At 64.5% G+C, this 25,514-nt stretch carries 29 protein-coding genes and 1 pseudogene; 12 read left to right on the top strand and 18 right to left on the bottom strand.

The genetic code is table 11. From position 1 onward, the window contains the following. Positions 1–180: 180 nt before the first annotated feature. The 3 genes from ffh to rpsP are packed head-to-tail and all read left to right on the top strand — an operon-like array spanning position 181 to position 2,562. Positions 181–1,779: a signal recognition particle protein gene (ffh, locus tag EN869_RS24300; protein ID WP_127229120.1), complete on the top strand. Its 1,599-nt coding sequence runs from the start codon at positions 181–183 to the stop codon at positions 1,777–1,779. Between the two features lie 7 nt (positions 1,780–1,786). Then, positions 1,787–2,113 carry a chorismate mutase gene (locus tag EN869_RS24295; protein ID WP_041000445.1) on the top strand — a complete coding sequence of 109 codons (327 nt, stop codon included), beginning with the start codon at positions 1,787–1,789 and terminating at the stop codon, positions 2,111–2,113. Between the two features lie 53 nt (positions 2,114–2,166). Next, positions 2,167–2,562, top strand: a complete 396-nt coding sequence (gene rpsP, locus EN869_RS24290) for a 30S ribosomal protein S16 (protein WP_127229121.1) — start codon at positions 2,167–2,169, stop codon at positions 2,560–2,562. A gap of 73 nt (positions 2,563–2,635) precedes the next feature. On the opposite strand, the gene EN869_RS24285 is transcribed toward rpsP, so the two are convergent. The 4 genes from EN869_RS24285 to EN869_RS24270 all read right to left on the bottom strand — a co-directional run bounded on the left by EN869_RS24285 (position 2,636) and on the right by EN869_RS24270 (position 5,027). After that, the gene (locus EN869_RS24285) at positions 2,636–2,899 is read right to left on the bottom strand and encodes a YMGG-like glycine zipper-containing protein (protein ID WP_127229122.1); all 264 of its coding nucleotides are present in this window, start codon (positions 2,897–2,899) and stop codon (positions 2,636–2,638) included. A gap of 145 nt (positions 2,900–3,044) precedes the next feature. Next, positions 3,045–3,572: an SRPBCC family protein gene (locus EN869_RS24280; protein WP_127229123.1), complete on the bottom strand. Its 528-nt coding sequence runs from the start codon at positions 3,570–3,572 to the stop codon at positions 3,045–3,047. Between the two features lie 15 nt (positions 3,573–3,587). After that, complete coding sequence (locus EN869_RS24275; protein WP_127229124.1) at positions 3,588–3,998, bottom strand: DoxX family protein; 411 nt, start codon at positions 3,996–3,998, stop codon at positions 3,588–3,590. A gap of 123 nt (positions 3,999–4,121) precedes the next feature. Further along, positions 4,122–5,027: a bestrophin family ion channel gene (locus EN869_RS24270; RefSeq protein ID WP_127229125.1), complete on the bottom strand. Its 906-nt coding sequence runs from the start codon at positions 5,025–5,027 to the stop codon at positions 4,122–4,124. A 157-nt stretch (positions 5,028–5,184) separates the two neighbouring features. Between EN869_RS24270 and EN869_RS24265 the strand changes: the two genes are divergently transcribed. Next, a complete protein-coding gene (locus EN869_RS24265; protein ID WP_127229126.1) occupies positions 5,185–5,592 on the top strand; it encodes an ACT domain-containing protein in 408 nt (135 codons plus the stop codon). A 2-nt stretch (positions 5,593–5,594) separates the two neighbouring features. Here the strand turns inward: EN869_RS24265 and EN869_RS24260 are convergent, their stop codons facing one another. After that, positions 5,595–6,047 carry a GNAT family N-acetyltransferase gene (locus tag EN869_RS24260; RefSeq protein WP_127229127.1) on the bottom strand — a complete coding sequence of 151 codons (453 nt, stop codon included), beginning with the start codon at positions 6,045–6,047 and terminating at the stop codon, positions 5,595–5,597. Positions 6,048–6,214: 167 nt separating this feature from the next. After that, the gene (locus EN869_RS24255) at positions 6,215–7,249 is read right to left on the bottom strand and encodes an aspartate-semialdehyde dehydrogenase (protein WP_127229128.1); all 1,035 of its coding nucleotides are present in this window, start codon (positions 7,247–7,249) and stop codon (positions 6,215–6,217) included. Positions 7,250–7,840: 591 nt separating this feature from the next. Here EN869_RS24255 and EN869_RS24245 point away from each other — a divergent pair. Further along, a complete protein-coding gene (locus tag EN869_RS24245; protein WP_127229130.1) occupies positions 7,841–9,733 on the top strand; it encodes a DEAD/DEAH box helicase in 1,893 nt (630 codons plus the stop codon). Positions 9,734–9,970: 237 nt separating this feature from the next. After that, positions 9,971–10,648, top strand: a complete 678-nt coding sequence (locus EN869_RS24240) for a DUF805 domain-containing protein (protein ID WP_127229131.1) — start codon at positions 9,971–9,973, stop codon at positions 10,646–10,648. On the opposite strand, the gene EN869_RS24235 is transcribed toward EN869_RS24240, so the two are convergent. The 6 genes and pseudogenes from EN869_RS24235 to leuD form a co-directional block, all read right to left on the bottom strand. Further along, positions 10,638–11,123 carry a GNAT family N-acetyltransferase gene (locus tag EN869_RS24235; RefSeq protein ID WP_127229132.1) on the bottom strand — a complete coding sequence of 162 codons (486 nt, stop codon included), beginning with the start codon at positions 11,121–11,123 and terminating at the stop codon, positions 10,638–10,640. The genes EN869_RS24240 and EN869_RS24235 overlap by 11 nt on opposite strands. 4 nt (positions 11,124–11,127) lie before the next feature. Then, a complete protein-coding gene (gene leuB / locus EN869_RS24230; protein WP_127229133.1) occupies positions 11,128–12,231 on the bottom strand; it encodes a 3-isopropylmalate dehydrogenase in 1,104 nt (367 codons plus the stop codon). 163 nt (positions 12,232–12,394) lie between these two features. Then, positions 12,395–12,746, bottom strand: a pseudogene (locus EN869_RS24225) (VOC family protein). 49 nt (positions 12,747–12,795) lie between these two features. After that, on the bottom strand, positions 12,796–13,179 hold the full coding sequence (locus EN869_RS24220; RefSeq protein ID WP_127229134.1) for a RidA family protein: 384 nt from the start codon (positions 13,177–13,179) through the stop codon (positions 12,796–12,798). Positions 13,180–13,518: 339 nt separating this feature from the next. Beyond that, positions 13,519–14,430, bottom strand: coding sequence for a hypothetical protein (locus EN869_RS24215; RefSeq protein WP_127229135.1), 912 nt, complete (start codon positions 14,428–14,430; stop codon positions 13,519–13,521). 215 nt (positions 14,431–14,645) lie between these two features. Continuing rightward, positions 14,646–15,251, bottom strand: a complete 606-nt coding sequence (gene leuD, locus EN869_RS24210) for a 3-isopropylmalate dehydratase small subunit (RefSeq protein WP_127229136.1) — start codon at positions 15,249–15,251, stop codon at positions 14,646–14,648. 149 nt (positions 15,252–15,400) lie between these two features. Between leuD and EN869_RS24205 the strand changes: the two genes are divergently transcribed. From EN869_RS24205 to EN869_RS24190, 4 genes are all read left to right on the top strand, one after another. Beyond that, complete coding sequence (locus EN869_RS24205) at positions 15,401–15,826, top strand: GNAT family N-acetyltransferase (RefSeq protein WP_127229137.1); 426 nt, start codon at positions 15,401–15,403, stop codon at positions 15,824–15,826. Positions 15,827–15,923: 97 nt separating this feature from the next. Further along, positions 15,924–16,244, top strand: coding sequence for a metalloregulator ArsR/SmtB family transcription factor (locus EN869_RS24200; protein WP_127229138.1), 321 nt, complete (start codon positions 15,924–15,926; stop codon positions 16,242–16,244). Further along, positions 16,241–16,690, top strand: a complete 450-nt coding sequence (locus tag EN869_RS24195) for an SRPBCC family protein (protein ID WP_127229139.1) — start codon at positions 16,241–16,243, stop codon at positions 16,688–16,690. Before EN869_RS24200 ends, EN869_RS24195 begins: the two co-directional genes overlap by 4 nt. A gap of 71 nt (positions 16,691–16,761) precedes the next feature. Beyond that, a complete protein-coding gene (locus tag EN869_RS24190) occupies positions 16,762–17,244 on the top strand; it encodes an SRPBCC domain-containing protein (RefSeq protein ID WP_245489559.1) in 483 nt (160 codons plus the stop codon). Between the two features lie 33 nt (positions 17,245–17,277). Here the strand turns inward: EN869_RS24190 and EN869_RS24185 are convergent, their stop codons facing one another. The 5 genes from EN869_RS24185 to EN869_RS24165 form a co-directional block, all read right to left on the bottom strand. Beyond that, entirely contained in the window at positions 17,278–18,186 is a 909-nt protein-coding gene (locus EN869_RS24185) for a hypothetical protein (protein WP_127229141.1), read from the bottom strand. 100 nt (positions 18,187–18,286) lie between these two features. After that, a complete protein-coding gene (locus EN869_RS24180; RefSeq protein ID WP_127229142.1) occupies positions 18,287–19,453 on the bottom strand; it encodes an FAD-binding oxidoreductase in 1,167 nt (388 codons plus the stop codon). 82 nt (positions 19,454–19,535) lie between these two features. After that, positions 19,536–21,107, bottom strand: a complete 1,572-nt coding sequence (locus EN869_RS24175; RefSeq protein ID WP_127229143.1) for an ATP-binding protein — start codon at positions 21,105–21,107, stop codon at positions 19,536–19,538. Then, complete coding sequence (locus EN869_RS24170; protein WP_127229144.1) at positions 21,095–21,793, bottom strand: response regulator transcription factor; 699 nt, start codon at positions 21,791–21,793, stop codon at positions 21,095–21,097. Before EN869_RS24170 ends, EN869_RS24175 begins: the two co-directional genes overlap by 13 nt. A 3-nt stretch (positions 21,794–21,796) precedes the next feature. Continuing rightward, positions 21,797–23,347: a DUF4173 domain-containing protein gene (locus EN869_RS24165; protein ID WP_245512365.1), complete on the bottom strand. Its 1,551-nt coding sequence runs from the start codon at positions 23,345–23,347 to the stop codon at positions 21,797–21,799. Positions 23,348–23,714: 367 nt separating this feature from the next. On the opposite strand from EN869_RS24165, the gene EN869_RS24160 reads away from it, so the two are divergent. Beyond that, positions 23,715–24,593, top strand: coding sequence for a CoA ester lyase (locus tag EN869_RS24160; RefSeq protein ID WP_127229145.1), 879 nt, complete (start codon positions 23,715–23,717; stop codon positions 24,591–24,593). Positions 24,594–24,671: 78 nt separating this feature from the next. Continuing rightward, positions 24,672–24,878 carry a DUF1737 domain-containing protein gene (locus EN869_RS24155; protein WP_042645368.1) on the top strand — a complete coding sequence of 69 codons (207 nt, stop codon included), beginning with the start codon at positions 24,672–24,674 and terminating at the stop codon, positions 24,876–24,878. A gap of 155 nt (positions 24,879–25,033) precedes the next feature. Here EN869_RS24155 and EN869_RS24150 read toward each other — a convergent pair whose 3' ends face one another. Continuing rightward, positions 25,034–25,471, bottom strand: coding sequence for a metallopeptidase family protein (locus tag EN869_RS24150; RefSeq protein ID WP_127229146.1), 438 nt, complete (start codon positions 25,469–25,471; stop codon positions 25,034–25,036). Positions 25,472–25,514 lie beyond the last annotated feature (43 nt).

Here is a 25,514-nt window from a genome sequence, read left to right as displayed (position 1 = left end):
AAAGCCGACCAGGACGCCGAAGCCTCTTTGAGGCAAGAGCTGTAAAGAGATCCTGGAGGCCAACACCCGGCAGCGCGATGCGCCCCCGGGTGCTTTTTGGCTTTGCGCTTTTGCTTGGCGACCCGGCGCGAACGCACTACCTCTCGGTTCGACCCCCGAACCGAGATCGAAGGACGGCAGATGTTTGAATCCCTCCAGGAGCGCCTTGGCTCCATCCTGAACGGCCTGACCGGCCGCGGCGCGCTGTCCGAGGCGGATGTCTCGGCGGCGCTGCGCGAGGTGCGCCGTGCGCTGCTCGAGGCCGACGTCGCGCTGGAAGTGGTTCGCTCCTTCACCGACAAGGTGCGCGAAAAGGCGGTCGGCGCCGCGGTGCTGAAGTCGATCAAGCCCGGACAGATGGTCGTCAAGATCGTCCATGACGAGCTGGTCGAGATGCTCGGCGCCGAAGGCGTCGCCATCGATCTCAACGCGCCGGCGCCCGTCGTCGTCATGATGGTCGGTCTGCAGGGCTCCGGCAAGACGACGACCTCGGCCAAGATCGCCAAGCGGCTGACCGAGCGCCAGAACAAGAAAGTCCTGATGGCCTCGCTCGACACGCGGCGTCCCGCCGCACAGGAGCAGCTGCGCCAGCTCGGCGAGCAGACCAAGGTCGCGACGCTGCCGATCATCGCCGGCCAGAGCCCGGTCGACATCGCCAAGCGCGCCGTGCAGGCGGCCAAGCTCGGCGGTCATGACGTCGTCATCCTCGACACCGCCGGCCGCACCCATATCGACGAGCCGCTGATGGTCGAGATGGCCGACATCAAGAAGGTGTCGAGCCCCCACGAAATCCTGCTGGTCGCCGACTCGCTGACCGGCCAGGACGCCGTCAACCTGGCGAAAAGCTTCGACGAGCGCGTCGGCATCACCGGCCTGGTGCTCACCCGCATGGACGGCGACGGCCGCGGCGGCGCGGCCCTTTCCATGCGCGCCGTCACCGGCAAGCCGATCAAGCTCATCGGTACCGGCGAGAAGATGGACGGGCTGGAGGAATTCCACCCCAAGCGCATCGCCGACCGCATCCTCGGCATGGGCGACATCGTCAGCCTCGTCGAGAAGGCCGCCGAGACCATCGACGCCGAGCAGGCGGCGGCCATGGCCAAGAAGATGCAGTCGGGTAAGTTCGACCTGAACGACCTCGCCCAGCAGCTTCAGCAGATGTCCAAAATGGGCGGCATGGGCGGCATCATGGGCATGATGCCCGGCATGGGCAAGATGAAGGACCAGCTTGCCGCCGCCGGCTTCGACGACAAGATGTTCCGCCGCCAACTCGCCATCATCTCCTCGATGACCAAGGCCGAGCGCGCCAACCCTGATATCCTGAAGCATTCACGCAAGAAGCGCATCGCCGCCGGCTCCGGCACCGACGCGGCCGAGATCAACAAGCTCTTGAAGATGCATCGCGGCATGGCCGACATGATGAAGGCGATGGGCGGCAAGGGCAAAGGCGGCGGCCTCATGCGCGGCATGATGGGCGGCCTTGCCTCGAAAATGGGCCTCGGCGGCATGGTGCCTAGCGGTATGGGCGGGATGCCGGATCTTTCCAAGATGGACCCCAAGCAGCTCGAAGCCTTGCAGAAGCAGGCGCAGGCGGCCGGTCTCGGCAAGGGCCTGCCGGGCGGTTTGCCCGGTGGACTCCCCGGTGGCGGCGGACTGCCGGGTCTGCCCGGCGGCTTGAAGCTTCCGGGCCTTCCAGGTCTCGGTGGCGGTGGACTGCCGGGCCTCGGCAAGAAGAAATGAGGGGGCGATGAACGAGGAAAAAGACATGGCCGATGCACGCGCCATTCTGGCTGGCTACCGCGCTTCGATCGACAACATCGACGCCGCCCTCATCCATATGCTGGCCGAGCGCTTCCGCTGCACCAAGGCGGTCGGCGTGCTGAAGGCCGAGCATGGCCTGCCGCCCGCCGATCCGGCGCGCGAGCAGCAGCAGATCGCCCGCCTCCGCCAACTGGCAAAGGATGCGAATCTCGATCCCGATTTCGCGGAGAAGTTTTTGAACTTCGTCGTCCGTGAAGTCATCCGCCACCACGAACAGATCGCCGCCAACAACGGCGCTGCTAAAGCCGGCTGAGAATTCAGCGGCAATCACAATCAAACGAAATCAGAGCTTTTTAGGAGAAAAGAATGGCACTGAAGATCAGACTGGCCCGCGCGGGTTCGAAGAAGCGTCCTTACTACCACGTCGTCGTTGCCGACGCCCGTTCGCCGCGCGACGGCCGTTTCATCGAGTCGCTGGGCTCGTGGAACCCGCTGCTGCCGAAGGACGGCGAGCGCGTCAAGGTCGACACCGAGCGCGTTAAGCATTGGCTGTCGCACGGCGCGCAGCCGACCGACCGCGTGCTGCGCTTCCTGGACGAGGCCGGCCTCGCCAAGCGCGAAGCCCGCTCGAACCCGAACAAGGCGCTGCCCGGCAAGAAGGCGCAGGAACGCGCCGCGCTGCTGAAGAAGGCCCAGGAGGATGCGGCCGCTGCCGCCGCCGCGGCGACCGCCGCTCCGGCCGAAGCCGCCACCGCCGAGTAATCGCGGTCCCTTATTCGCAAACAAAAACGGCGGGCATGTGCCCGCCGTTTTTATTTGGATCGACCCGGGCGTCTCAGTAGCCGGACGGGCAGCGCGCCACATAGACGCGTCCGTAGCGGTCACGATAACGGCACTGGCCGCTTTCGCTGGCATGACCTATCAGCGCGCCGGCTATGGCGCCGACAGCGCCCCCGACGACGGCCCCCTGGGTCGGGTTGTTGGCAACGGCAGCGCCGACGGCCGCGCCGCCCAGGCCGCCAATCGCCGCTCCTTTTTCTGTTTGCGAACAGGCGCCCAAGGCGATGGTCAGCACCAGAATAGTAATTGCTTTCTTCATAGCTGTTCCTCTCTCACACGCCGTCTCGCCGCCATGGCTTAAACTCGCAAACGGCTAATTTGATCCCTGGAACAACGACAATTGGCCGGCTCGGCACCGGCCAAAACCAGATAGATGCGGTCAGACAATTGAAATTACTCGGTTTTCAGCGCTCAACAGCGCGTTTCAGATTGTCGAGCCCGGCCTCGAAATCCTTGCCTATGAGTTTGTCGAAATCCATGAACAGGCCCATCAGCTTGGCGATGAAGGGTCTGGCGCCGCGCATGGCCCAGGTGACCGTCGTGCCGTCGCCGGACGGCGAGAGCGAGAAATCGACCGTGTTGTTGGCCCGGAACGGCCTTTCGAAATCGAGCTTCAGCGCGACCTGCGAGGACGGCACCGAGCCGGTGATCTCCATGCGGCCCTTGCCGGCCTTGGAATTGCCTTCCCAGGCATAGGCCGCGCCCTTGCCGCTGTCGGCACCGGAAAGCGTGCGCTGCATCCCGGGGTCGAGCTTTTCGAAAGGCGACCATTCGGGCCAGCGCTTGAAGTCGTTGATCAGCGGAAAGATCGCCTCGGCCGGCGCCTTGATGCTGGCCGAGCGGGTGACGACGAAGTCGTTCGGCCGCGTCGCGGCATAGACCAGCACGGCGGCGATGATGACGACGAGGATGATGAGGATGGTGGTGAACATCGTGGTTTCCCTCGCTCAGCGATTGAACGGGATCAGTGCGCGTACTCTTTGGTCGCGCAGATAGAGCCCGCCCCACAAGATAACGCCGAGATAGACGCCGAACAGCGTGTGCGAGAAGAGCGGGTTGCCGATCCGCAGATGGGTCGAGATCGCGCCGCCCATATAGGCGGTGAGCAGGATAGCGCCGAGCACCGAGGTGCGCGGGATGGCATAGAGCGCGGTCGAGATCAGCCCGACGACCCCGATCAGGCGCGCGACGTTGGCGTCCGCCGGCCAGCCGAGCTCGGTCATCGTCTGGGTGACGATTTCGAGCGGCGGCAGCTTGATGACGCCGTCGAAGATCATGAACAGGATCACGACGGCGCTCAGCGCGCGCCCGGTCCACAACGCGCCTTTTGAAGCAGGCGCGGCTTCGGAAATGCTCATGGATGTTCCCTCCAAGGTTTCGATGCGGCCATTTTGCCGGTTCGATCCAAGGACGGAGGAGCGGACCGCGATCCTACACGGCCGGCGCTTTTGCCCTGAACCTCGGGATGGTGACGCAGCCCCTCACGAAAAATAGAACTTGTCGGCCGCGATCATCTTCGGCGGCGCCTCGTCCAGCGCCTCGAACGCAGAAATCTCGCAGACGCGGCAGAGGCCGTCCAGCGCAAGATCGTTGGCCTCGATGCCGAACGGATCTTCGAGCTCTTCCGACAGCGCGTCGAGGCCGAAGAAGGTGTAGGCGATCAGCGCCGTGAACAGCGGCGTCGCCCAGCCCGTGGTCGAGATCAGGCCGATCGGCAGGAGCAGACAGACGACATAGGCCGTGCGATGCACCAAGAGCGTATAGGCGAAGGGCAGGGGCGTGCCGGCGATGCGCTCACAACCGGCCTGGATGGCGGCAATCGCGGCGAGCCTTTCATCGAGGATGCGGAAGCCGATCGGGTCGAGCGCGCCTGCCTCGCGCCGCGCTTTGGCACGCCGCCCCATGCGGCGGACCATGTCGTCGGCCGGATTGGTGCGGGCGGCTGCCTTATCGACCTCGTCGCCGATGAAGGCGCGGGCGTCGTCCTTGCTGTCGATCCGGCGCAATTGGCCGCGCAGCAGATGGCAGAAGGCGAGCGCCTCCATCAGAAGCGCGCGCTGCTCGGCGCGGTCGCCGATCAGGCTGGTGGTGGCGCGCGCCAGGTTGCGGATCTCGAAAACCAGCGCGCCCCAGAGTTTGCGGGCTTCCCACCAGCGGTCGTAGGCGGCGTTGTTGCGGAACGACAGATAGATCGACAGCGTCACGCCGACGAGGCCGAACGGCGCGATGCTGAAGGCGCTGAGATCGAGCTGCAAGTGCCGCGCCAGCACCAGGATGACCGCCGAATAGATGGCAAAGCCGAAAATCTGCGGCAGGATACGCGGCACCACCGAGCCGCGCATGATGAAGAAGAGCTGCAGGAATGTCGGGCGCGGACGGACGATCATTTGGGCGAACCTTTGCGAACCGTTATGTCTCTACGGCGATAACGAGCCCGCGGCCTAGCCGCCAGCGACATCGCCATGTCGTCCAGGCGTCGGACCCGTTGACGTTTCGAGCAGGACTGTCGAGAACGTCGCAGAGCGCCAGATGATGGGACAAAACATGAGCGGCGAAACGGACCTGCAAAAGCTGCTGGCATCGATGACACCGCAGCTGCTCGCCGGAACCTATGTCTTCGCGACGCTGAAGCCGGGCGCCTCGGTCCCCGACGGGCTCGAAACCGTGATGCAATTTCGCGAGCGCGAGGGCGTGACGCTGATCGTGGCGGAAGACGAGGCGAAAGCCGCCGGCCTTGCCGGCACGTTCCGCTGCCGGATGATCACGCTCGACATCCACTCCTCGCTGGAGGCCGTGGGCTTCCTGGCCGCCATCACGACACGGCTGGCAGCGGCCGGCATGGGCGTCAATCCGGTCTCGGCCTTCTATCACGATCATCTGTTCGTACCGGCGGAGCGAGCGGAGGAAGCGTTGGCTATCCTGCGGCAGCTGGCGGCGGAAAGTGGTGCCTGAGCTCAGCGCTCAAGAACGTAAAGAATATCCGGCAGGCCTTCTTCATTGGTCGAGCCGTCGCCGAAGGCTTCGGCGCGAAAACCATGGCGTTCGTAGAAGCGGCGCGCGCCGGTGTTGGCCTGGAAGCAATGCAGCCGGACCACCGGCATCCCGGCGGTGGCGTGGGGAAGCAGCCGGCTGCCGATGCCTTGGCCTGTCCAGGCCGGATCGAGATAGAGCTGCTCGACCCATTCTCCGTTGACGGCGATGAAGCCGACGATGTGTTCGCCGGCGACGGCGACGGTCACCTGCTGATTGGGCAACAGGATGTCACGGATGAAGAACAGGTCTTCCTCCGGAGTATGCAGCGCCGGCATCCAGTCCAAGGCATTGAGCGACGCGCGCAGGACCTTGGCGATGGCGGCGGCGTCAGAGTCTGTGGCTGGGCGAAGGGTGATTTTGGTGCGATCGCTCATAGACTGGCGCTGCCCCTCATCCGCCCTTTGGGCACCTTCTACCCGTTGAACGGGAGAAGGAAGAAGCACCCCGGCCGGAGGCCGAGCCCGCGACTGCGGGCCGCCGGTCGTCCGGCGCCCCCGCGGAGGGCCCGCCGCGGCAGCGGCGATACGGCCCGTGAGCGAGATTAAGCCGCCTTCTTCTTCGGCTGGATCAGGCCGCGCTCGACCAGCAATTCCGCGATCTGCACGGCGTTGAGCGCCGCGCCCTTGCGCAGATTGTCGGAGACGACCCACATCGACAGGCCGTTGTCGACAGTCGAATCCTCGCGGATGCGCGAGATGAAGGTGGCGTCCTCGCCGGCCGATTCCAGCGGCGTGATGTAGCCGCCATTCTCGCGCTTATCGAGCACCTGGCAGCCCGGCGCCTCGCGCAGGATCTCGCGCGCCTCCTCCGCCGTGATCGGCTTCTCGAACTCGATGTTGACCGCTTCCGAATGGCCGATGAACACTGGCACGCGCACGCAGGTTGCCGTGAGCCTGATCTTGGGATCGAGCATCTTCTTGGTCTCGGCGACCATCTTCCACTCTTCCTTGGTGAAGCCGTCGTCGAGGAAGACGTCGATATGCGGGATGACGTTGAAGGCAATGCGCTTGGTAAACTTCTTGACGTCGACCTGATCGGCGACGAACACCGCGCGGGTCTGGGTGAACAGCTCATCCATGCCTTCCTTGCCGGCGCCCGACACCGACTGATAGGTGGCGACGACGACGCGCTTGATGGTGGCGACGTCATGCAGCGGCTTCAGCGCCACGACCAGCTGCGCCGTCGAGCAGTTCGGGTTGGCGATGATGTTCTTGCGCGAGAACAGCGAGATCGCGTCCGGGTTCACTTCCGGCACGATCAACGGCACGTCCGGGTCGTAGCGAAAGGCCGACGAATTATCGATGACGACGCAGCCCTGCTTGCCGATCTTGGGCGACCATTCCTTGGAGACGTTGCCGCCGGCCGACATGACGCAGAGATCGGTGTCGGAAAAGTCGTAAGTGTCGAGCGCCTTGACCTTCAGCGTGCGGTCGCCGAAGGACACTTCGGTGCCCTGGCTGCGCCGCGAGGCCAGCGCCACCACCTCGCTCACCGGGAAGCCGCGCTCGTCCAGAATGTTGAGCATTTCGCGGCCCACATTGCCCGTGGCGCCGACTACCGCAACCTTGAAACTCATCGATATCTCCTGTCCCTCTCCGCTTGGTTGTTGGAGAAAACCCGCTGGCCTCATGCGGGTTTCGTCCCCCGGGCCGGACCCGGGAGAGGGTGGTTAGGCCAAGGGAATCACACCGTTTTGGTGGTGGTTTTGGCCGTAGTTTTGCTGGAACGAGGCGACGCGCCGAAGCGCCCGGCCCAATGCTTCGCATTGCGGCTGGGGGCATCGAATGCAAGAAGAGCCATCAAAAGGCCGCGCATCGAAAAACAATCCCGTTCGAAGCGGGCTTTTACGCGGTTTGGCAAAAGAGTCAATTGGCGGCAGGCGCTGCTCTCCCCTTCCCTTTGGGGGGAAGGTGGCCGAGCGAAGCTAGGTCGGATGAGGGGTGCTCCAGGGAAAGCAGCGTCTCACTCCGCTGGAACACCCCTCATCCGTCTCGGCGCTGCGCGCCGATCCACCTTCTCCCGCAAGGGGAGAAGGGAAAGGCGGTGCCGCTTGCCCTGTACAATGGCGACTGCAGGAAGTAGGAACGCCGCAAATACCTTTTCGCTGGCGCAGTGCCGGCCTCGTGCTCCGCGACGAGCACTGAACTCCGAATTCCGAAAGAAGAAAATGTCCAGTTTCGAAACGATTGTTCCTGCGCTGGCAGAGGCGCTGGAAAAGCGCGGTTATTCAGCGCTGACGCCGGTGCAGAAGGCGGTGCTGGGGCCTGAACTCGGCGAGGCTGACGCGCTGGTGTCGGCCCAGACCGGGTCCGGCAAGACCGTCGCCTTCGGCCTTGCCGTCGCGCCGACGCTTCTCGGCGGTGCCGACCGCTTTGCCGATGCCGGCGCGCCGCTGGGCTTGGTCGTGGCGCCGACGCGCGAACTGGCGCTGCAGGTGCGGCGCGAGCTGGAATGGCTCTACGAGCTGACCGGCGCCCAGATCGCTTCCTGCGTCGGCGGCATGGACATGCGCACCGAGCGGCGCGCGTTGGAGCGGGGCGCCCACATCGTCGTCGGCACGCCGGGCCGGCTGCGCGACCACATCACCCGCGGCGCGCTCGACATGTCGGCGCTGAAGGCCGTGGTGCTCGACGAAGCCGACGAGATGCTCGACCTCGGTTTTCGCGAGGACCTCGAATTCATCCTCGACGCCGCCCCCGCCGAGCGCCGCACGCTGATGTTTTCCGCCACCGTGCCGCGCTCCATCGCCACGCTGGCCAAAAGCTACCAGCGCGATGCGGTGCGCATCTCGGCCGGCGGCGAGGAGAAGCAGCATCTCGACATCGAATACCGCGCGCTTTCCGTCGCGCCGGCCGATCGCGAGAACGCCATCATCAATGTGTTGCGCTATTACGAGGCCACCAACGCGATGGTGTTCTGCAACACCCGCGCCGCCGTCAACCATCTCACCGCGCGCTTCAACAACCGCAATTTCTCCGTCGTGGCGCTGTCCGGCGAGCTCAGCCAGAACGAGCGCAGCCACGCGCTGCAGGCGATGCGCGACGGCCGCGCGAGGGTCTGCATCGCAACGGATGTCGCCGCGCGCGGCATCGACCTGCCGAACCTCGAGCTGGTCATCCACGCCGACCTGCCGAGCAACCCGGAAACGCTGCTGCATCGCAGCGGCCGCACCGGCCGCGCCGGACGCAAAGGCGTCAGCGCCCTGATCGTGCCGGGCAATGCCCGCCGGCGCACCGAGCGGCTGCTTGCCAATGCCGGCCTGACCGCGACCTGGGCGAGCCCACCCTCGGCCGACGAGGTGCTGCGGCGCGACGACGAGCGCATCCTGGCGGACCCATCCTTCGGCGAGCCGGTCAAGGACGAGGAACGCGACTTCGCCGCCGCACTTCTCGAGCGGCACGGCGCCGAACTGGTGGCCGCCGCTTTCGTGCGGCTTTGCCGCGGCAGCCGGTCGGCGCCCGAAGACCTGATCGACGTCGTGCCTTTTGCGCCGTCGAAGGAGAAATTCGCGCGCCGGGAGGAAACACTTGGTCGCAAGGAAGAAACATCGGGCCGCCGTGACGATTTCGGCTACAGCGTCTGGTTCTCGCTTTCGGTCGGCCGCCGCCAGAACGCCGAGCCGCGCTGGCTGATCCCGATGCTGTGCCGCACCGCGGGCATGTCCAAGCGCGAGATCGGCGCCATCAAAATGCAGCCGGAAGAGACCTTCGTGCAGATCGCCGCCGACTGGGCCGACAGGTTCGTCGCCGCGGTCGGCCCCGACAGCAAGCTGCAGGGCAGCATCGCGGTAAGGCGCATCGACGGCACGCCGGACCTGTCCCGCGCCGGCTACCAGCCGCCCAAGCCGGAGAAAAAGCCGCATCGCGGCAAGCGCGCTTTCGATCAGGACGCCCGCGGATTCGAGAAACGAGCGTCGGGCGAGCGTCAGCACGCAGGGGCGCCGGATTCGAAACTCTGGGCGAAGAAGCCCGGCAGGGCGAAATTCGACAAGCCCAAGTTCAACGAGCCGAAATCCGACCAGCCGGCAAAGCGCAAGAAGCAGAAGAAGCGGCCGGCTTAGAGTCGCCAGGTTGGAAGCCGAACCACGACGAATGCTCGACGCTAAGTCGCCAACGCCGGATGCTAGCCCGAAGCGTCCGAACTTCGTCATCCACGGGCGGAGCGGGAGCGAAGCCGACGCGCCTTGCTCCGCCCGTGGATGACGAAGGCGTGGTGGCTGCGGTGCGCTTCATCGCACGCCCCTTGCGAATGGCCGCGACTTTCAACAGTCTGGACCCACGCGACGCGGGGACACGACATGCGCGGCGAAGTTCTTCACTATGACGAGGAGCAGGGTTTCGGCTTCATCGCCGGCGCCGACGGCAACCGCTACACTTTCGCGCGCGAGGACCTGCGCCGCGACATGGCGCTGGCGAGAGGCGCCGAGGTCGAATTCCAGCCAAACGGCGAGCGGGCCGCCAGTATCTTTTCGGTTCGGGCTGGCGCCGCCGGTCCGGCGGACGAGGTGGCCGCAAAGGGCAGGTCGCCGGCGCATTTCGGTCGCAACGCCGAAAATGGCGCCGAATCCACCGGTCTCTGGAGCTATTTCTGGCGCGGCCTGACGGCGAATTATCTGAACGTCACCGGGCGCGCGCGGCGCAAGGAGTTCTGGAGCTTTTGCCTGTTCTGGCCGATCGGCCTGGCCGTCCTCGTCGCGATCGGGGTCTCCTTCGATCTGTCGACCGACGATTTTGAAGGCGGCAGCGGGCTGCCGATCGTCACGTTGAGCCTTGTCGGGCTCTATGCCGTTCTCACCATCCTGCCATGGATTTCGCTGCTGGTGCGCCGGCTGCACGATGTCGGCCTGACCGGCTGGCTGGCGATCCTGTGCTTCCTGCCCTATGTCGGCCTGCTTGCCATCGTGGTGTTCGGCCTGATCCCGAGCCAGGTCGGCGACAACAAATACGGGCCGGTGCCGGCGGGCGTCAGGTTTTAGTGGCCCCCCTCAGCGCCTCGCCCGACAGCCGGAGAAAGATCTTCTGGCCGTGGCGTTCCGCGCCGAGCCGGTTGTAGAAGCGCAGTGCGCCCTCGTTCCAGTCTTCGGTCGTGAGATCGATGCGGCCGATGCCCTTGTCGCAACAGTAGCCGGCGAGAAAGCCGACCAGCGCGCGGCCGACGCCCTTGTTACGGGCACTGTCCAACACGTACAGATCCTTCAGGAACATCAGCCTTTCCAGATCGATGCCTGGGTGGGCGATTGCCACCGAAGCGAGGCCGGCCGCCTCGCCTTGCACGAAGGCCAAGGCGAAATGCGGATAGGCCGGGCTCTCGTCGCCGAGCCATTGCCGAGCTGTGGCCGCCGCGCGGCTGCGATCGAGCGGCGCCTGCCGGTAGTGCACCGCCATCGCGCAGAACATGGCGGCGAGCGCTTCCGCATCGTCCACCGTCGCCCAGCGGACCTCGAGCGCCAATGGATCAGCCGAGGAATTTCGCGATGATGGCATCGCCCATCTCGACGGTGCCGACTTCCTTCATGCCGTCCGACAAAATGTCCTTGGTGCGCAGGCCGTCGTCGAGCACGGCGGCGATCGCCGCTTCGAGCTTGTCGGCCTCGGCGACCATGCCGAAGGAATAGCGCAGGCACATGGCGAAAGAGGCGGTCATGGCGATCGGGTTGGCGATGCCCTTGCCGGCAATGTCGGGCGCCGAACCGTGCACCGGCTCGTAGAGCGCCTTGCGCTTCTTGGTCTTGGCATCCGGCGCGCCGAGTGAGGCCGAAGGCAGCATGCCGATCGAGCCCGTGAGCATGGCGGCGATGTCGGAGAGCATGTCGCCGAACAGATTGTCGGTGACGATGACATCGAACTGCTTCGGCCAGCGCACCAGCTGCATGCCGCCGGCATCGGCCAGCATGTGGTCGAGCTTGACGTCGGCATACTTCGCCTGGTGCGTCTGGGAGACGACCTCGTTCCACAGCACACCGGACTTCATGACGTTGCGCTTTTCCATCGAGGTCACATGGTTGCGGCGCGTGCGCGCCAGCTCGAAGGCGACACCCGAGATGCGCTCGATCTCGAAAGTGTCATAGACCTGGGTGTCGATGCCGCGCTTCTGGCCGTTGCCGAGGTCGATGATTTGCTTCGGCTCGCCGAAATAGACGCCGCCGGTGAGCTCGCGCACGATCAAGATGTCGAGTCCCTCGACCACCTCCTGCTTGAGCGAGGAGGACGCGGCCAGCGCCGGATAGCAGATCGCCGGACGCAGATTGGCGAACAGCTCCATGTCCTTGCGCAATCGCAAAAGCCCGGCCTCGGGGCGCACCTCGTAAGGCACCTTGTCCCATTTCGGCCCACCGACGGCGCCGAACAAAACGGCATCCGCCGCCATCGCCTTTGCCATGTCGGCGTCGGAGATCGCCGCGCCATGCGCGTCATAGGCGCAGCCGCCGACCAGCCCTTCGTCAGTGGCAAAGCCGCTGCCGAGCTTGTCGTTCATGGCCTTGATCAGCTTCTTCACCTCGGCCATCGCCTCGGGGCCGATGCCGTCGCCGGCGAGCAGGAAGAGATTTTTCGAAGCCATGGAGAACCGTCCCAATAGTATCTGGAGAAACCGCGGCCTTGCTAAACGCCAAGCGGTTGCGGCGCAAGAGGATGAGCGCCGAGATCCTTCACACCCCCCTCTGTCCGGCAGGACAGAGGGGGGTGCTGCCCCGCCGGCCTCTCAAAGAAAGGCGGCAGCACACCTACCGATGCGCCAAAATATTCACCAGCCTGCCGAACGGATCGCGCACATAGAAGCGACGCACGCCCCAGGGCTCGTCGGCGGGGCCGTATTGGATGGCGAAGCCGGCGGCCTTCATGGTGTCGAGCGCCGCGTCGACATCGTCGACCTCGATCGAAAGGTCCGGCACCGGCGTGCCGGAGCCGCCCTGCGCCATGAAGCTGACCTGCACTTGCATGCTTTCATCGGAGCCGTAAGTGGCAATCCAGCCCTGATCCATGAGGATACCGAGGGCCAAGCACCTCCTGGTAGAAGCGCTTTGCGGCAGCGGCGTCCGGCGTTTCGATGTTGGCGACAATGCGCCTGACCTTCACCATGGACCGATCCTTGCTTGCCATGGCCAACCGCTTTCGGCGACAGGCATCAGGCCGTGCGCCTCAGCGCCGTCACCTCGATCTCGATCTTCATCTCCGGCTTGTTGAACTGGCACACGATCATCGTCGCCGCCGGCCGGATGTCGCCGAACGCCTCGCCGAGGATAGGAAAGACCACGTCAACATAGGCCTGGTCGGTGATGTAGTAATGCGCCCGCACCACATCGGCCATGTCGAAGCCGCCATCGGCCAAGGCTTTCGCGATTGTGGCCAGGCAATTGCGCGTCTGCGCCTCGACCGTGTCAGGCATGGTCATGCTGGCATAGTCGTAACCGGTCGTGCCGGAGACGAAGCACCAGTCGCCTTGCACCACCGCGCGCGAATAGCCGGCGGTCTTTTCGAAGGGAGAGCCTGTGGAGATGAGCTTGCGCATGGGAGCCTCGCCGTTGGTTTGCAGGCCTGCGTTTAGCAAAAGAGGCTCGGCTGGTCGTGGGCCAAGCAATGCGGAGCATGGTCACGAGGCGAGCGCCAGCCTCGGAGATTAGCGATAGCCGCCCCTCCCATCGTCATTCCTGGGCGGAGCAAGGAGCGAAGCGACGCGCGCAGACCCTGGAATCCATGCCGCTACGCCGAAGCGCCGCCAACCGTGCAGAATTCTGGACCCTCGCACTCTACGGCAGCGGTCACGGAATGGATCCTCGGGTCTTCGCTCCGCTGCGCGTCGCTCCGCCCGTGGATGACGAAGGGAGAGGGCCGTCACCGTGCCGAATCCCTAGTTCCCCTGCGCGTCGTCATAGGCCTTCTTGATATCCGCCGGCCAGTCCTTCACCGGTGGCCAGGCCTGCGGCTCGCCATTGTCGCCGCGGCGGGCAAAATAGGCCTTGTGCTTGACCGGGTCGACGGCCATGAAGCCGTCATTGCCGCCACAGTCATGCGGCACGCAGCCGGTGGCGTAGAAAGCGCCCGACGCCGTCTTTTCGGTGCCGCCGCCAACCAAAAGGCTGGTCGCCATGTCGGGCATATTGTCGCCCAGCAGCGCCTGGCCGGCCTTGTAGACGGCCGCGTTGTGGAAAGCGTCGATGATGTTGTCGAATTTCGAGGGGTCGACATCCTTCCAGTCGGTACCGGGTTCGGGCGTGTAGGTCAGGTTGCCGGAGGTCGTCAGCCCTTCGGTCGGCGACCATTGCAGTGCGGGCCGCGTCTCGCCCGGCAGCAGATAGGGCACGAAATAGATGGCGCTGTCGGAGACGGCTGCCGGCGGCGCGCCGCATTCGTCCTGTTCGACGGTGGTGGTCTGGATCTGGCCGTCCTTCTTCCAGACGATGACCTTGGCCGGTCCGCACTGGTTGCCGCCGTCGCCGACATCGACCAGCGCCACATTGACGTCGCCGATCTTGACGACCTTGTCTAAGAAGACGTCGTAATTGCTGGCAAGCTGCTTGCCGTCATAGGACAGCACTTTCTCGCCGTCCTGCTCCGGCTGCGTGATGATGAGCTGGCCGCCCTCGAAGGGGATCGGTGCCTGCTTGTCGTCGTCCGACGCCGCCTGGTCGCTGCCTTGATCGGCGGCCGGCTGGTCGGATGCGGCGGGCGCCGGCTGGGTGGCCGGCGCGGTGGTCTGCGCATTGGCGCCGACCGTGGCGAGAAGGATTGCCGCCGAAGCGGCCAGAAACAAGCGCGTCATGACTGTCCCTCCATTCAGCCACTAGCCCAGCCGACAGGGGGCGGGGCTATCGATTTGAAGCCGTGCCGCTCAGAGACTGTTTCGAAATTCGCTCCGGCGAGTCATATGGTGGTGGTTTCGAGAACCGGAGCGCAGCGGACATTTGGGTCCGTGAGCACCGGAAGCGCAGAAACCGCCATCAGATGGCCGCCGGAGTAGAATTTCCAAACAGTCTCTCAGGCCCAGGGGCGCAGCTCGGCGTTCTTCTTCTCGAAGGACGCGATGGCGCCGGCCTTCTCCATGGTGAGCCCGATATCGTCGAGGCCATTCAGCAGGCAGTGGCGCTTGAAGTCGTCGAGGTCGAACTTGACCACGCCGCCATCCGGCCCGCGGATTTCCTTCGCCTCGAGATCGACCGAAATCGTCGCGTTCGAGCCGCGCGAGGCGTCGTCCATCAACTTGTCCAGGTCTTCCGGGCTGACGGTGATCGGCAGGATGCCGTTCTTGAAGCAGTTGTTGTAGAAAATATCGGCGAACGAGGTCGAGATGACGCAGCGGATGCCGAAATCGAGCAGCGCCCACGGCGCGTGCTCGCGGCTCGAGCCGCAGCCGAAATTGTCGCCGGCGACCAGGATCTGCGCCTTGCGATAGGCCGGCTTGTTGAGCACGAAGTCCGGATTCTCCGAACCGTCTTCGTTGTAGCGCATCTCGGCGAACAGGCCGCTGCCAAGCCCGGTGCGCTTGATCGTCTTCAGATAATCCTTCGGGATGATCATGTCGGTGTCGATGTTGACGATCGGCATGGGCGCGGCGACGCCGGTGAGTTTGGTGAATTTGTCCATGGTCTTTGCCTGTCTTGATAGCTGGGGCACGGTTTACACAAAGCGCCAGGCAAATGAAAGGCAGGTGTTGGCAGGAGATTGGGCCATCGAACACAAGTTCGGCACCGAGCCGCTTTCAAAACGCCGCCGACTGGGCCAGTTTGGCCAGCATGACCGTGCCTTCGAAAGTCCTCTACGCCAGCGAGCCGACGCTCGACGTCGCTGAATTCCGCCGCGTGCTGGTGGAATCCGGCCTCGGCAAGGTGCGGCCCGTCGATGATGAGGCCCGGCTGCAAGCCATGCTCGACAACGCCAATCTGGTGCTGACGGCGCGCCTCGACCGGCAGGACCGGCAGTTAGTCGGCGTGGCGCGCGGCATGACCGACTTCTCCTGGGTCTGCTACATTTCGGACCTTGCTGTGTCACAGTCGGCGCAAGGGCTTGGCGTCGGCAAGGGCCTGATGGACGAGGCGCAGCGCCAGCTCGGCCCTTCGGTCGCCCTCAGCCTGATCTCGATGCCGGACGCCGTCGGTTTCTACGAGCGCATCGGCATGACCCGCATGACGGACGCCTTCTGGTTAGGCCGCCAGCGCTGATCCCTCGCTCCCGAAATCCCGGTCGGCTCAAGGCACGTGATCGCTTGATTTTTTGCGCAACGCTTGACATGCAACCAAATGGTTGCATATTAAAGCCATGAGCATGGATACCGTGTTTCGCGCTTTGGCCGACCCGACCCGCCGGCAATTGCTGGACAGTCTCTATGCAAGAAACGGGCAGACGCTGAACGCGCTCTGCGAACACATGGAGATGACGCGGCAGGCGGTGACCAAGCATCTAGGGATCCTCGAAGAGGCGAACCTTGTCACCACCATGCGCCGGGGCCGGGAGAAGGAGCACTATCTCAACCCGGTTCCGATCAACGAGATCGCCGAGCGCTGGATCGGCAAGTTCGAGCGCCATCGGCTCGATGCATTGAGCGACCTGAAGCAACGTCTTGAAAGGAAAGAGCCGTGAGCGAGAACAGCTTCGTCTATGTCACCTATATCCGCACAACGCCCGAAAGGCTTTGGCAGGCGCTGACCGATCCGGAATTCAACCGGCAGTTCTTCCTCTGCTCCCATCAGGAGAGCGACTGGAAGGTCGGCTCCAGCTGGAAGCTGATCTTCCCTGACGGCCGCGTCGCCGACTCCGGCGAGATCCTGGAGATCGATCCGCCCAAACGTCTGGTGATCAAATGGCGCAACGAATGGCTGCCCGAGGTGAAGGAGGACGGCTACACGCGCTGCACCTTCACCATCGAGCCGGACGGCGAACTGATGAAGCTCGCCGTTGTCCACGAGGCCGACGGCCCGCACAGGCTGATCCCGAACGTCGCCAAGGGCTGGCCGCTGGTGCTGGCGAGCCTGAAGAGCCTGCTCGAAACCGGCAAAGGCTTCGAGCGCCCGCCAACGAAGGGGTGAGGGTTCGTTTCGGATACGAGACAATTACCGCAAGGGTAGGTTTGATGCTTCACTTGTCCTTACCGCAAGCCATGGCGAATGCCGACACGGTCATGGCCTCTGCCGAGCTTCCCGCCTCGCCGGACGAGGTCATCGCGGCGCTCGTCACCAAGGACGTCGAGCGCTGGTGGGGATCCGCCGACACCTACCGCATGACCGGCTGGTCCTCCGATCTTCGTGTTGGCGGCCGCTGGACTGTCCTCGTGGAGACCTCCGATGGCCGGCATCTACCCGCCAGTGGGAAATTCCTCGAGGTCGAGACGCCGCGCCGGATCGTGCAGACGAGACGCTACGACTGGGACCACCCGACGCTGGGCCGTCAGGAAACGATCGTGGCTTATTTGCTTGAAACGATCGCCGGCGGCACACGGCTCACCGTCTGCCATGGCGGGTTTGCCGGCTTCCCGGACGCGGCGGCAGAGCATGCCGAGGGCTGGACGCGTGTTCTCGGCTGGCTGCAGCGGTATTTGGAAGCGAATCCAGAAAAAATGCGAAGCGGTGCGGCGCTTCGGTGAAACAAGGAGGCCTGAAGAGGCGCGGCGCTCGATTCAGATGGAAACCAGCCGATCCTGGGTCCCACCGAGATAGGTCTTCCAGATGTGGTCCGACAGCAGGCGTCGATAGTCCCGGCTTTCTACGCCCGAGCGGTAGGACGCGCCGCCGACATGGAAAAGGACCTCGTCATATAACTGGTAGTCGGCGACTGTCCCCCCGACGCTCACCGCGACACGACTTGATTTGGCCATCTCGAATTCCCCGATGGCATGCTTCGAATACAGCACCGGCCAGTTGCCGCCGCCGGTATCCATCCCGATGTCGAGCCGATTTCTGAAATCCAGCTTCGCATGCTCGACAGCGGCGAAATTATAGAAGCAGAGGCCAGCCCAGTAATACCAGCCGGGTTCATCTTCGACTGCCTCGTACAGGTAGCTCGACCTGGCATGCAGCGGCGCCCCGTAGCCGATCTTGCGTCCGACGCGTTTCGCGATATCGATCGGTCCGATCGGGAAGCAATCGTGATCGATGAACCCGAACATGTCAGGCTTGAGGTGCTTGACGATGTTATGGAAGACCCAGGTCTGGGAGATGCCGTGCGATCTGGAGGGATTCGTCTCTAAATTCCTGGGCAGCCGGAAATATGCGACCCCGCGCCGCGCGCAGATTGCCTCGATCGAAGCTCGCGCATCCTGCTTCGGTGAATTGTCGATCACCACAAGCCGGGTCCCGGTTGGGAACATCTGCCAGGCCTTGGTGAGCACGTCGACGATCCAAGGGGTATTGAACGCGATGGTGAAGCAGTAGTTCCGCTCGGGCTTCCCGCTCAGACTCTCGGCGAACGCATGGCCTTTCGACGCGGCGCTTCCCAGAAACTGGCGGTATAGGATCTCGTGGCGGAAGCCCAAGAGAAACTGGACTCCCCTTGTGCGCCGAAAATCTTCGACAGCCTTCTTAAGCAATTGTTTCCCCGAGCTCCGATAAAGCTCCGACTAATATGACACGGCACTCGAGAAGCAACGGCTTTGTCGACCGGACCGGGTTCGCCGACCGGCTTTCCAATCAAATCACGTTCAACTCCCGGAACGCCCGTCCCTCGGCCACCCGCTCATAGCCGAACGCCGTGCAGTCGATGGTCCGATACCCGCCATGCATGACGAGCTCGGCGATCGACTTGCCGACCGCCGGCGCCTGCTGCAGGCCGTGACCGGAAAAGCCGTTGGCGAACACGAAGTTTTCCACCTCCGGATGCGGCCCGATCACCGCGTTCTGGTCGAGCGTGTTGTAGTCGTAATGCCCGACCCAGGCGCGCGTCGGCTTGATCGCCTCGAAGGCGGGGATGCGGGTGGCGAGAATGGGCCAGATCACCTCTTCGAACAGCGGCCAGTTGACATCAAAATCCTTCGGGTCGGGCGCGTGATCGCCTTCCTCCGGCTCGGCGCCGCCGGTGAGATAGACCGAGCCCTCCGGCCGCACATAGATGCCGGAGGGATCGACCAGCAACGGCATGTCGGCATATTTCTCGCGCGCCTCGAAGACGAAGACGTTGCGCTTGCGCGGCTCGACCGGCAGCGCCAGCCCGGCAAAAGCCGCGACCTTGCCGGCATTCGGCCCGGCGGCGTTGACGACGATGCCGGCTTGAAGCGTCTCGCCATTGTCGAGCGAGACGCCGGTGACGCGGTTGCCGTCGCGTAGAATGCCGGTGGCGGAAGCCGTGATGAAATCGATCTTCTTGTCGCGCAGCGCCTTGCGGAACAGCATCAGCATCGCATGCGCGTCGAACCAGCCCTCGCCGCTGCGGCCATAGGCGCCGGCGGCGATCTCTTCGACCGACAGCCACGGGAAGCGGCGCGCCAGCTGCCCGGCGTCCTCCAGCAGGATATCGGCGCCCTCCGCGACCTGCGCAGCGTGATTGGCCTTCAGGATCGGCAGCCCGGCCTCGCCGGCGAGGATCAGATAGCCGCTCTCGCGGAAGCCGATATCGGCGTCGGCGCCGAAAGTCTCCTTCAGCCGCCGGAACAGTTTTAGCGTGAACTGCGACAGCCGGATGTTTTCGGGGATCGAGAATTGCTGGCGGATCGAGGCGCAGGACAGCGTCGTCGCCGCATGCGAGAATTGCGGATCGCGCTCGATCAGCGCGATCGAGCCGGTAAAGCCTTCCTCCCGCAAATAATAAGCAACCGAGGATCCAACGATGGCCCCGCCGATGATGACGATGTCGTAGCGCATTTTTTCTCCGATCCAGAGCAATTCCAGGAAAAGTGGGAACCGGTTTTCCGTCCGGAATTGCGTAGAAAGCCGCCTCCGTTTGTCACGCAGCCGGCAAGTCGATCTCGAAGCGCGTGCCGCGCTCGGAGTCAACCAGCCTGATCGTGCCATCATGCGCTTTCAGGAGGGCCAGCACGATGCCGAGCCCCATGCCGGTGCCGCCGCTCTCGCGTCGCGTGGTGAAAAACGGCTCGAAGATTTTGCCGCGGTTGGCGGCCGAGATGCCGTCGCCATCGTCGTCGACCTGAACCAGCACGCGCTCGCCCGCGGTAGAGGCATGGATCGCCACCTGACGGGCGCCGTGTCTGGCCGAATTGTCGATGAGGTTGGCGAGCACGATCGCCAGGTTCTCGCCCGAAATGCTAAGGCCGAAATCGCCGCCGGATTCGACACGCGTCTCCAGCCTGGTGTCGATCGGCAGCAGCGCTAGTGCGGCGCCGAGTGTGGTGCTTTCGCCGCTCGGCGCCAGGTTTTCGGCGCGCGCCAGATCGAGCAGCCGGCGCACCAAGAGATTGAGCCGCCCGGCATCGGTGACGATGTTGTTGGAGAAGCGCTTGCGCTCGGCCTCGTCCATCGCCCCGCCGGAATCGCGCAGCAGCTCGGCCGCGCCCTGGATTGCCGTCAGCGGCGATTTCAACTCATGCGAGACATGAGTGGCGAAGGTCTGGATAGAGTCGGAGCGCGCCTGCAGCTTGGTCGCCATGTCGAGGAAGGCCGTCGACAGCGCCGCCATCTCGCGCGTGCCGTGATGGTCGAGCGGCCTGATCGCGTCGCGGTCGCCGGCGGCGATGCGCTTGGTCCGCTCGATCAGCGCATAGATCGGTCGGCTGACGGTGCGGATGAACACCAGCGCGATCAGCAGCGTGCCGCCGAGAATGGCGATCGCCGCCAACGTCACCTTGCCGCGCTCGCCATAGAGATGCTTGACGATGTTGTTCGGCGTCCGCGACAGGTAGACGACGCCCGCGACCCGGCCATCGAGCTCGACCGGCATGGCGACGAAGACGCGCACCCTGGTGCCGCGACTGACCGAATAGAGCGGCGGCGCCGGCTGGTCGGGGATCCGCAAGCGCAATTCGCTGGCATAGAGGCCTGAAAGCGCGGTCCGCACCTCCTCGACATCGCCAAGCGACCGGCCGATCTCGTCGCCGCCGGCAATCACCACGCCATGCGGGTCGAGCAGGCGGAAACCGGCAAGCGTCGTTTTCTGCGTTTCGTCGAGAATGCCGTCGAGCCGGGCGCCGATGGCCGCGAAGGCCGGGTCGGGGGTGGCGGGAAGCGCCGCGGGGCGCATCGGCATGACATCGTCGGAGGCAAGGTCGAGTCGCGGCTCGATCGGATCATAGGGATAGTTGTTATCCCGCGCCGGATCGGCCGAGATCGGCGAACCCAGCCTTTCCTGGGAAATGCCGGCCGCGCGCACCTCCTGGGCGTAGAGGGCCGCGACCACCGCGCCCTGCGCGATCAGCTCGCCCTCGGTCTGGCGGATCAGCTGGTTCTCATAGAGCCGGAAAAAGAACAGCCCGACCAGCGGCAGCGCCATGACCACGATCAAAATGGCAATGACGACGGTGGCGAGCCGCGGGCGCCACCTTTCCTTGCTCAACCACCGCATCGGCCGAGCCGGAAGCCGACGCCATGCACCGTCGCGATCGCATCCGCGCAGCCGACTGCCGCCAGCTTGGCGCGCACGTTGCGGATGTGGCTGTCGACCGTGCGTTCCGAGACATGGATGTTGGAGGCGTAGGCATTGGCCATCACCGCGTCGCGACCGAGCACATGAAGCGGGCGGGCAAGAAAGCCTTTGAGGATCGCAAACTCGATCGCCGTCAGGGTAAGCGGCTTGCCGTCGAAACTCGCCGCATGGCTTGCCGGGACGAGCATGAGCTTGCCATGCGCGAACTCCCGGTCGTCCGCCTCTTCCTCGACAATGGCCGGACGTGCGCGCCGCAGGATGACGTTGACGCGGGCGACCAGCTCGCGCGGGCTGAACGGCTTGGTCACATAGTCGTCGCCGCCCATCTCCAGCCCGAGGATGCGATCGATTTCCTCATCGCGCGCGGACAAAAACAGCACCGGCACGTCGGATTTTTGCCTGAGCCGCCGGCAGACCTCCAGCCCGTCCATCTCCGGCATGCCGATGTCGAGCACGATGAGGTCAGGCGCGCGGCGCTCGACCGCCTGAAGCGCGGCTGCGCCGTCGGCCACGGCATTGGTCTTCATGCCGGCCTTTTCCAGCGCGAAGCAGATGATCTCGCGGATATGCGGGTCGTCGTCGGCGACGAGGATATTGTGCGGCATCGATCAGAGGTCCGGCATAGCGGGTTGATATCCTGGAGGAACCACAAGCGGGCCTCTTTTGTCGAGGGTGCGCAAAAGCCGCCAGTCACGAAAGCTCCAGGTGCGCCAGTTTTTCCGCGCGTCGCGATACCGGGTCTCGATGAAAGCGTCGGCCGGGTCGCGTTTGTCGGTGAGAAAGACCTTCTTCTGATGATCGAAAAAGCGGTCGAGAGCCGGCAAGGCGGCAGGGCCGAGCGACCTTGTGTAGTAAATGTCGAGGCCGGTTCCGGGACCGTTCATCTCGTAGGAATGGTCGACATTATAGTTGGCGATCGTTGCTGCGAAGTTGACGAAGCAGCAGGCATAAAGCGTCGCCGAAAGCGTCAGAAGATTGGCGGAGAGCAGCCATTCGCCGGTTTTTTGGAGCGCGATGCGGGCGATGATGAGCGCCAGCCCCGCCGCCACCAGCCCCATCCAGATGAAGGCGGCCACGCGCAGATAGGTCAGCGCATACATCCCCACATAAAGGTCCAGCCGCAATATCGAGGAGATGACCAGCACGATGTTCTGCGCCACCCAGAGATAGACCAGCCGGCGGATCAGCGGATCCCGTGACGTCTCGCTGCCCGAGCGCAGCGCCACCAGCACGAAACCGGCGGCAAGCAGCGCGGTGGCGACCAGCGGATAGGCGCCGCGATGCGCATAAGCCGCATAGGTCAGCCCGTCGGGCAGCGCGACACCGCCCCACAGATAGGTGGCGTCGAGCACGCTCTGCACCGCGAACAGCGCGTTGAAGACGATCAGCGCGCGCAGGATGGCCGCCTTGCCGAAGAGGACGTCCTCGGCGGATGTCCTGGCCGGCCGGGCCACGGGTGCGGCGGGGAGCGCGCGCCTGATGCGGGAGAAGAAGCGCGGCAGGCGCGGCCGCAGGAAGGCCCAGACGGCGGCCAGCATGACCAGCCAGAAGATCAGCCGCACCACCTCGATCTTGTCGAGGAGCGCGTAGAGATCGATCAGCGACAGCCAATGCTCGATGATCGGATTGGCGGCGCCGAACAGGGCGAGAAAGACGCCGCCGAGCGTCAGCGGCATGACCCAGACGGCGATGGCCGCCAGCCGGATGCGCCGCTGCCCGAGCTGGCGCGCCACCTTGCGCCAGCGGAAGAAGTCGCGGGCGAAGCGGAAAGGGGCGGCCAGCAGGAACAGACCGAGCTGGCGCGCGATGCGTGCAGGCCTCGTCCGCAGTCGGCCGGCCAGCGACAGCGCAAAGATCGCAAGTGCTGCAATCGCGACCAGCACCGAAAGCGGGCTGACATTTTCGACAAGCGGCAAAAGTGCCGCAAACAGCGCCGCCGGCTTGAGCCAGACCCTGGCATCATTCAGCGCGGCCGGATGCATGGCGACGACGGCCGCCGCAAGCACGATGGCGAAGATGAAGACGGTGATGCCGACCGGCTGGCCGTAGAAAAGAAAGTCGGCCAGCGCCACCAGCAGCACGGCGGCGCCAACGCGGCGGCAGTAGCTTGGCGTGAACGATGTCCTCGTCGCCGATGCCATCATAGTCGTCGTCGTCATCGCCGCGCCTTCCTGGCCGCTGTTGCGCCGCCACTGCGGGCCGGCCGCAATCTGGAGGTAAGCACCGTCGCCGGGGCGCGCCGTCCTTGCGGCTCGACGAGCCACCAGCCTTCGTTGCGGAGCCGGCGCGGCAGGGACCAGCGAGATGTTTGACGTATTCGCATGGCGCCGGTTTCGCCGGCCCCTGCGGAAAGCGCGCGGCGGAATCCCGGAGCTTTTCAGCAAGGATTTGCAGATTTGGTGCAGGCCAGGCCCCTTCTCCCAGTTTACGGGGAGAAGGTCCCGTCAGGGGGATGAGGGGCGGCGCCAACCTCTACGACTGACGACCTGCCTTGCCTCCCTCGCCATCACCCGGCATAGATCGGCCATGGCCCAAGAACCCTACCGCCCGCGCCGCTCGGTGCTCTACATCCCCGCCTCGAACGACAAGGCGCTTGCCAAGATCGCCTCGCTCGCCTGCGATGCCGTCATTATCGACCTCGAGGACGGCGTCCTGCCGGCCGACAAGGCAGCGGCGCGAGACAAAATTGCCGGCATCCTCGCCGGCCGCGAAAAGCGCCGCGAGATGGTGGTGCGCATCAACCCGCTCGCCAGCGAATGGGGCGCCGATGACCTTCTGGCCGTGGCCAAGGCCGAGCCCGACGGCATTCTTCTGCCCAAGATCGGCACGCCGCGCGACATCCTGGAGGCCGGCGACCTGCTCGACGACAATTTCGCGCCCGACAGCGTGAAACTATGGGCGATGGTCGAGACGCCCAAGGCGCTGCTCAACATCGGCGCCATCGCCGAGCTCGGCCGTGACCCGGCCTCGCGACTCGCTTGTTTCGTTGTCGGAACGAATGATCTGGTGAAGAGCACCGGCGTTCTGGCGACGCCCGACCGGCGCTACCTGATGCCCTGGCTGATGCAGCTGGTGCTTGCGGCGCGGGCCGGCGGCCTCGACGTCATCGACGGCGTCGCCAATGATTTCCGCGACCTCGATGCGTTTGCCGGCGAATGCGCCGAAGGGGCGGCCATGGGCTTTGACGGCAAATCGCTGATCCATCCCGCCCAGATCGAGGCGGCGAACCGCGCCTTTTCGCCGTCGCCCGAGGCGTTGGCTCAGGCACGCGCGATCCGAGATGCGTTCGCCCGGCCCGAAAATGCCGGCAAGGGCATCATTGCGCTGGACGGCCGCATGGTTGAGCGCCTGCATCTTGCGGAGGCGGAGAAACTTCTGGCGAAGGCCGCGATCATCGGCGCATGATGCTGATGCATGTTGCCCAAAAGTGCGCAGCGGTTTTGGGAAAGCATAGGCTGAGACAATCACGATCAGAGACGAAAAATGAAACTCTACCGCTTTCTGTCCGGTCCGGACGACGCAACCTTCTGCCACAAGGTCACCGCTGCGTTGAACAAAGGGTGGCACCTGTTCGGCTCGCCGACCTACGCCTATGACAAGAAGACCAAGTCGATGCGCTGCGGCCAGGCCGTGGTGAAGGATGTCGAAGGCCAGGAATACACGGCCGACACCAAGCTCAGCGACTGGTAGGTAAGGCGCTTAGAGACTGTTTCGAAATTCGCTCTGGCGAGTCATATGGTGGTGATTTCGAGAACCGGAGCGGAGCGGACATTTGGGTCCGTGAGCACCGGAAGCGCAGAAAGCGCCGCCAGATGGCCGCCGGAGTAGAATTTCCAAACAGTCTCTCAGCCCGCCGCCGCCTGCTCGGCGGCCTCCTCGATCCGCTCCATGTCATCGTCCGACAGGCCGAAATGGTGGCCGATCTCGTGGATCAGCACATGGGTGACGATGTCGCCCAATGTCTCCTCGTTCTCGGCCCAATAGTCGAGGATGGCGCGGCGGTAGAGTGTGACGCGGTTCGGGCCCTCGCCGGTCTGTGGGTTCCAGCGCTCGGCGATGCCGCGCCCCTCGAACAGGCCGAGCAGGTCGAACGGCGTCTCCAGCGACAGGTCGTCCATGATCTCGTCGGTCGGAAAATCGGCAATCTGGATGATGATCTCGCCAGTGAGCTTGCGGAACTCTTCCGGCAGATGGGCATAGGTCTCCAGCGCCAGAAGCTCCATCTCGTCCATCGACGGCGAGAGCTGGTCGTGCCAGGTGCGTGTCTTGTAGATGCGGGCCATGAAATGTCCTTTGATCCCGGCATATAGGCTTTCGCGCGGATTG

It is taken from the genome of Mesorhizobium sp. M2D.F.Ca.ET.226.01.1.1 (genome assembly GCF_004022705.2).
Taxonomy (GTDB): Bacteria; Pseudomonadota; Alphaproteobacteria; order Rhizobiales; family Rhizobiaceae; genus Mesorhizobium.
This window is presented reverse-complemented; position numbering and strand designations above follow the sequence as displayed.

Coding starts and splice junctions, on each gene's coding strand:
- ffh (WP_127229120.1), top strand. CDS start 181: ATGTTTGAATCCCTCCAGGAGCGCCTTGGCTCCATCCTGAACGGCCTG.
- EN869_RS24295 (WP_041000445.1), top strand. CDS start 1,787: ATGAACGAGGAAAAAGACATGGCCGATGCACGCGCCATTCTGGCTGGC.
- rpsP (WP_127229121.1), top strand. CDS start 2,167: ATGGCACTGAAGATCAGACTGGCCCGCGCGGGTTCGAAGAAGCGTCCT.
- EN869_RS24285 (WP_127229122.1), bottom strand. CDS start 2,899: ATGAAGAAAGCAATTACTATTCTGGTGCTGACCATCGCCTTGGGCGCC.
- EN869_RS24280 (WP_127229123.1), bottom strand. CDS start 3,572: ATGTTCACCACCATCCTCATCATCCTCGTCGTCATCATCGCCGCCGTG.
- EN869_RS24275 (WP_127229124.1), bottom strand. CDS start 3,998: ATGAGCATTTCCGAAGCCGCGCCTGCTTCAAAAGGCGCGTTGTGGACC.
- EN869_RS24270 (WP_127229125.1), bottom strand. CDS start 5,027: ATGATCGTCCGTCCGCGCCCGACATTCCTGCAGCTCTTCTTCATCATG.
- EN869_RS24265 (WP_127229126.1), top strand. CDS start 5,185: ATGAGCGGCGAAACGGACCTGCAAAAGCTGCTGGCATCGATGACACCG.
- EN869_RS24260 (WP_127229127.1), bottom strand. CDS start 6,047: ATGAGCGATCGCACCAAAATCACCCTTCGCCCAGCCACAGACTCTGAC.
- EN869_RS24255 (WP_127229128.1), bottom strand. CDS start 7,249: ATGAGTTTCAAGGTTGCGGTAGTCGGCGCCACGGGCAATGTGGGCCGC.
- EN869_RS24245 (WP_127229130.1), top strand. CDS start 7,841: ATGTCCAGTTTCGAAACGATTGTTCCTGCGCTGGCAGAGGCGCTGGAA.
- EN869_RS24240 (WP_127229131.1), top strand. CDS start 9,971: ATGCGCGGCGAAGTTCTTCACTATGACGAGGAGCAGGGTTTCGGCTTC.
- leuB (WP_127229133.1), bottom strand. CDS start 12,231: ATGGCTTCGAAAAATCTCTTCCTGCTCGCCGGCGACGGCATCGGCCCC.
- EN869_RS24220 (WP_127229134.1), bottom strand. CDS start 13,179: ATGCGCAAGCTCATCTCCACAGGCTCTCCCTTCGAAAAGACCGCCGGC.
- EN869_RS24215 (WP_127229135.1), bottom strand. CDS start 14,430: ATGACGCGCTTGTTTCTGGCCGCTTCGGCGGCAATCCTTCTCGCCACG.
- leuD (WP_127229136.1), bottom strand. CDS start 15,251: ATGGACAAATTCACCAAACTCACCGGCGTCGCCGCGCCCATGCCGATC.
- EN869_RS24205 (WP_127229137.1), top strand. CDS start 15,401: ATGACCGTGCCTTCGAAAGTCCTCTACGCCAGCGAGCCGACGCTCGAC.
- EN869_RS24200 (WP_127229138.1), top strand. CDS start 15,924: ATGAGCATGGATACCGTGTTTCGCGCTTTGGCCGACCCGACCCGCCGG.
- EN869_RS24190 (WP_245489559.1), top strand. CDS start 16,762: ATGGCGAATGCCGACACGGTCATGGCCTCTGCCGAGCTTCCCGCCTCG.
- EN869_RS24180 (WP_127229142.1), bottom strand. CDS start 19,453: ATGCGCTACGACATCGTCATCATCGGCGGGGCCATCGTTGGATCCTCG.
- EN869_RS24175 (WP_127229143.1), bottom strand. CDS start 21,107: ATGCGGTGGTTGAGCAAGGAAAGGTGGCGCCCGCGGCTCGCCACCGTC.
- EN869_RS24170 (WP_127229144.1), bottom strand. CDS start 21,793: ATGCCGCACAATATCCTCGTCGCCGACGACGACCCGCATATCCGCGAG.
- EN869_RS24165 (WP_245512365.1), bottom strand. CDS start 23,347: ATGACGACGACGACTATGATGGCATCGGCGACGAGGACATCGTTCACG.
- EN869_RS24160 (WP_127229145.1), top strand. CDS start 23,715: ATGGCCCAAGAACCCTACCGCCCGCGCCGCTCGGTGCTCTACATCCCC.
- EN869_RS24155 (WP_042645368.1), top strand. CDS start 24,672: ATGAAACTCTACCGCTTTCTGTCCGGTCCGGACGACGCAACCTTCTGC.
- EN869_RS24150 (WP_127229146.1), bottom strand. CDS start 25,471: ATGGCCCGCATCTACAAGACACGCACCTGGCACGACCAGCTCTCGCCG.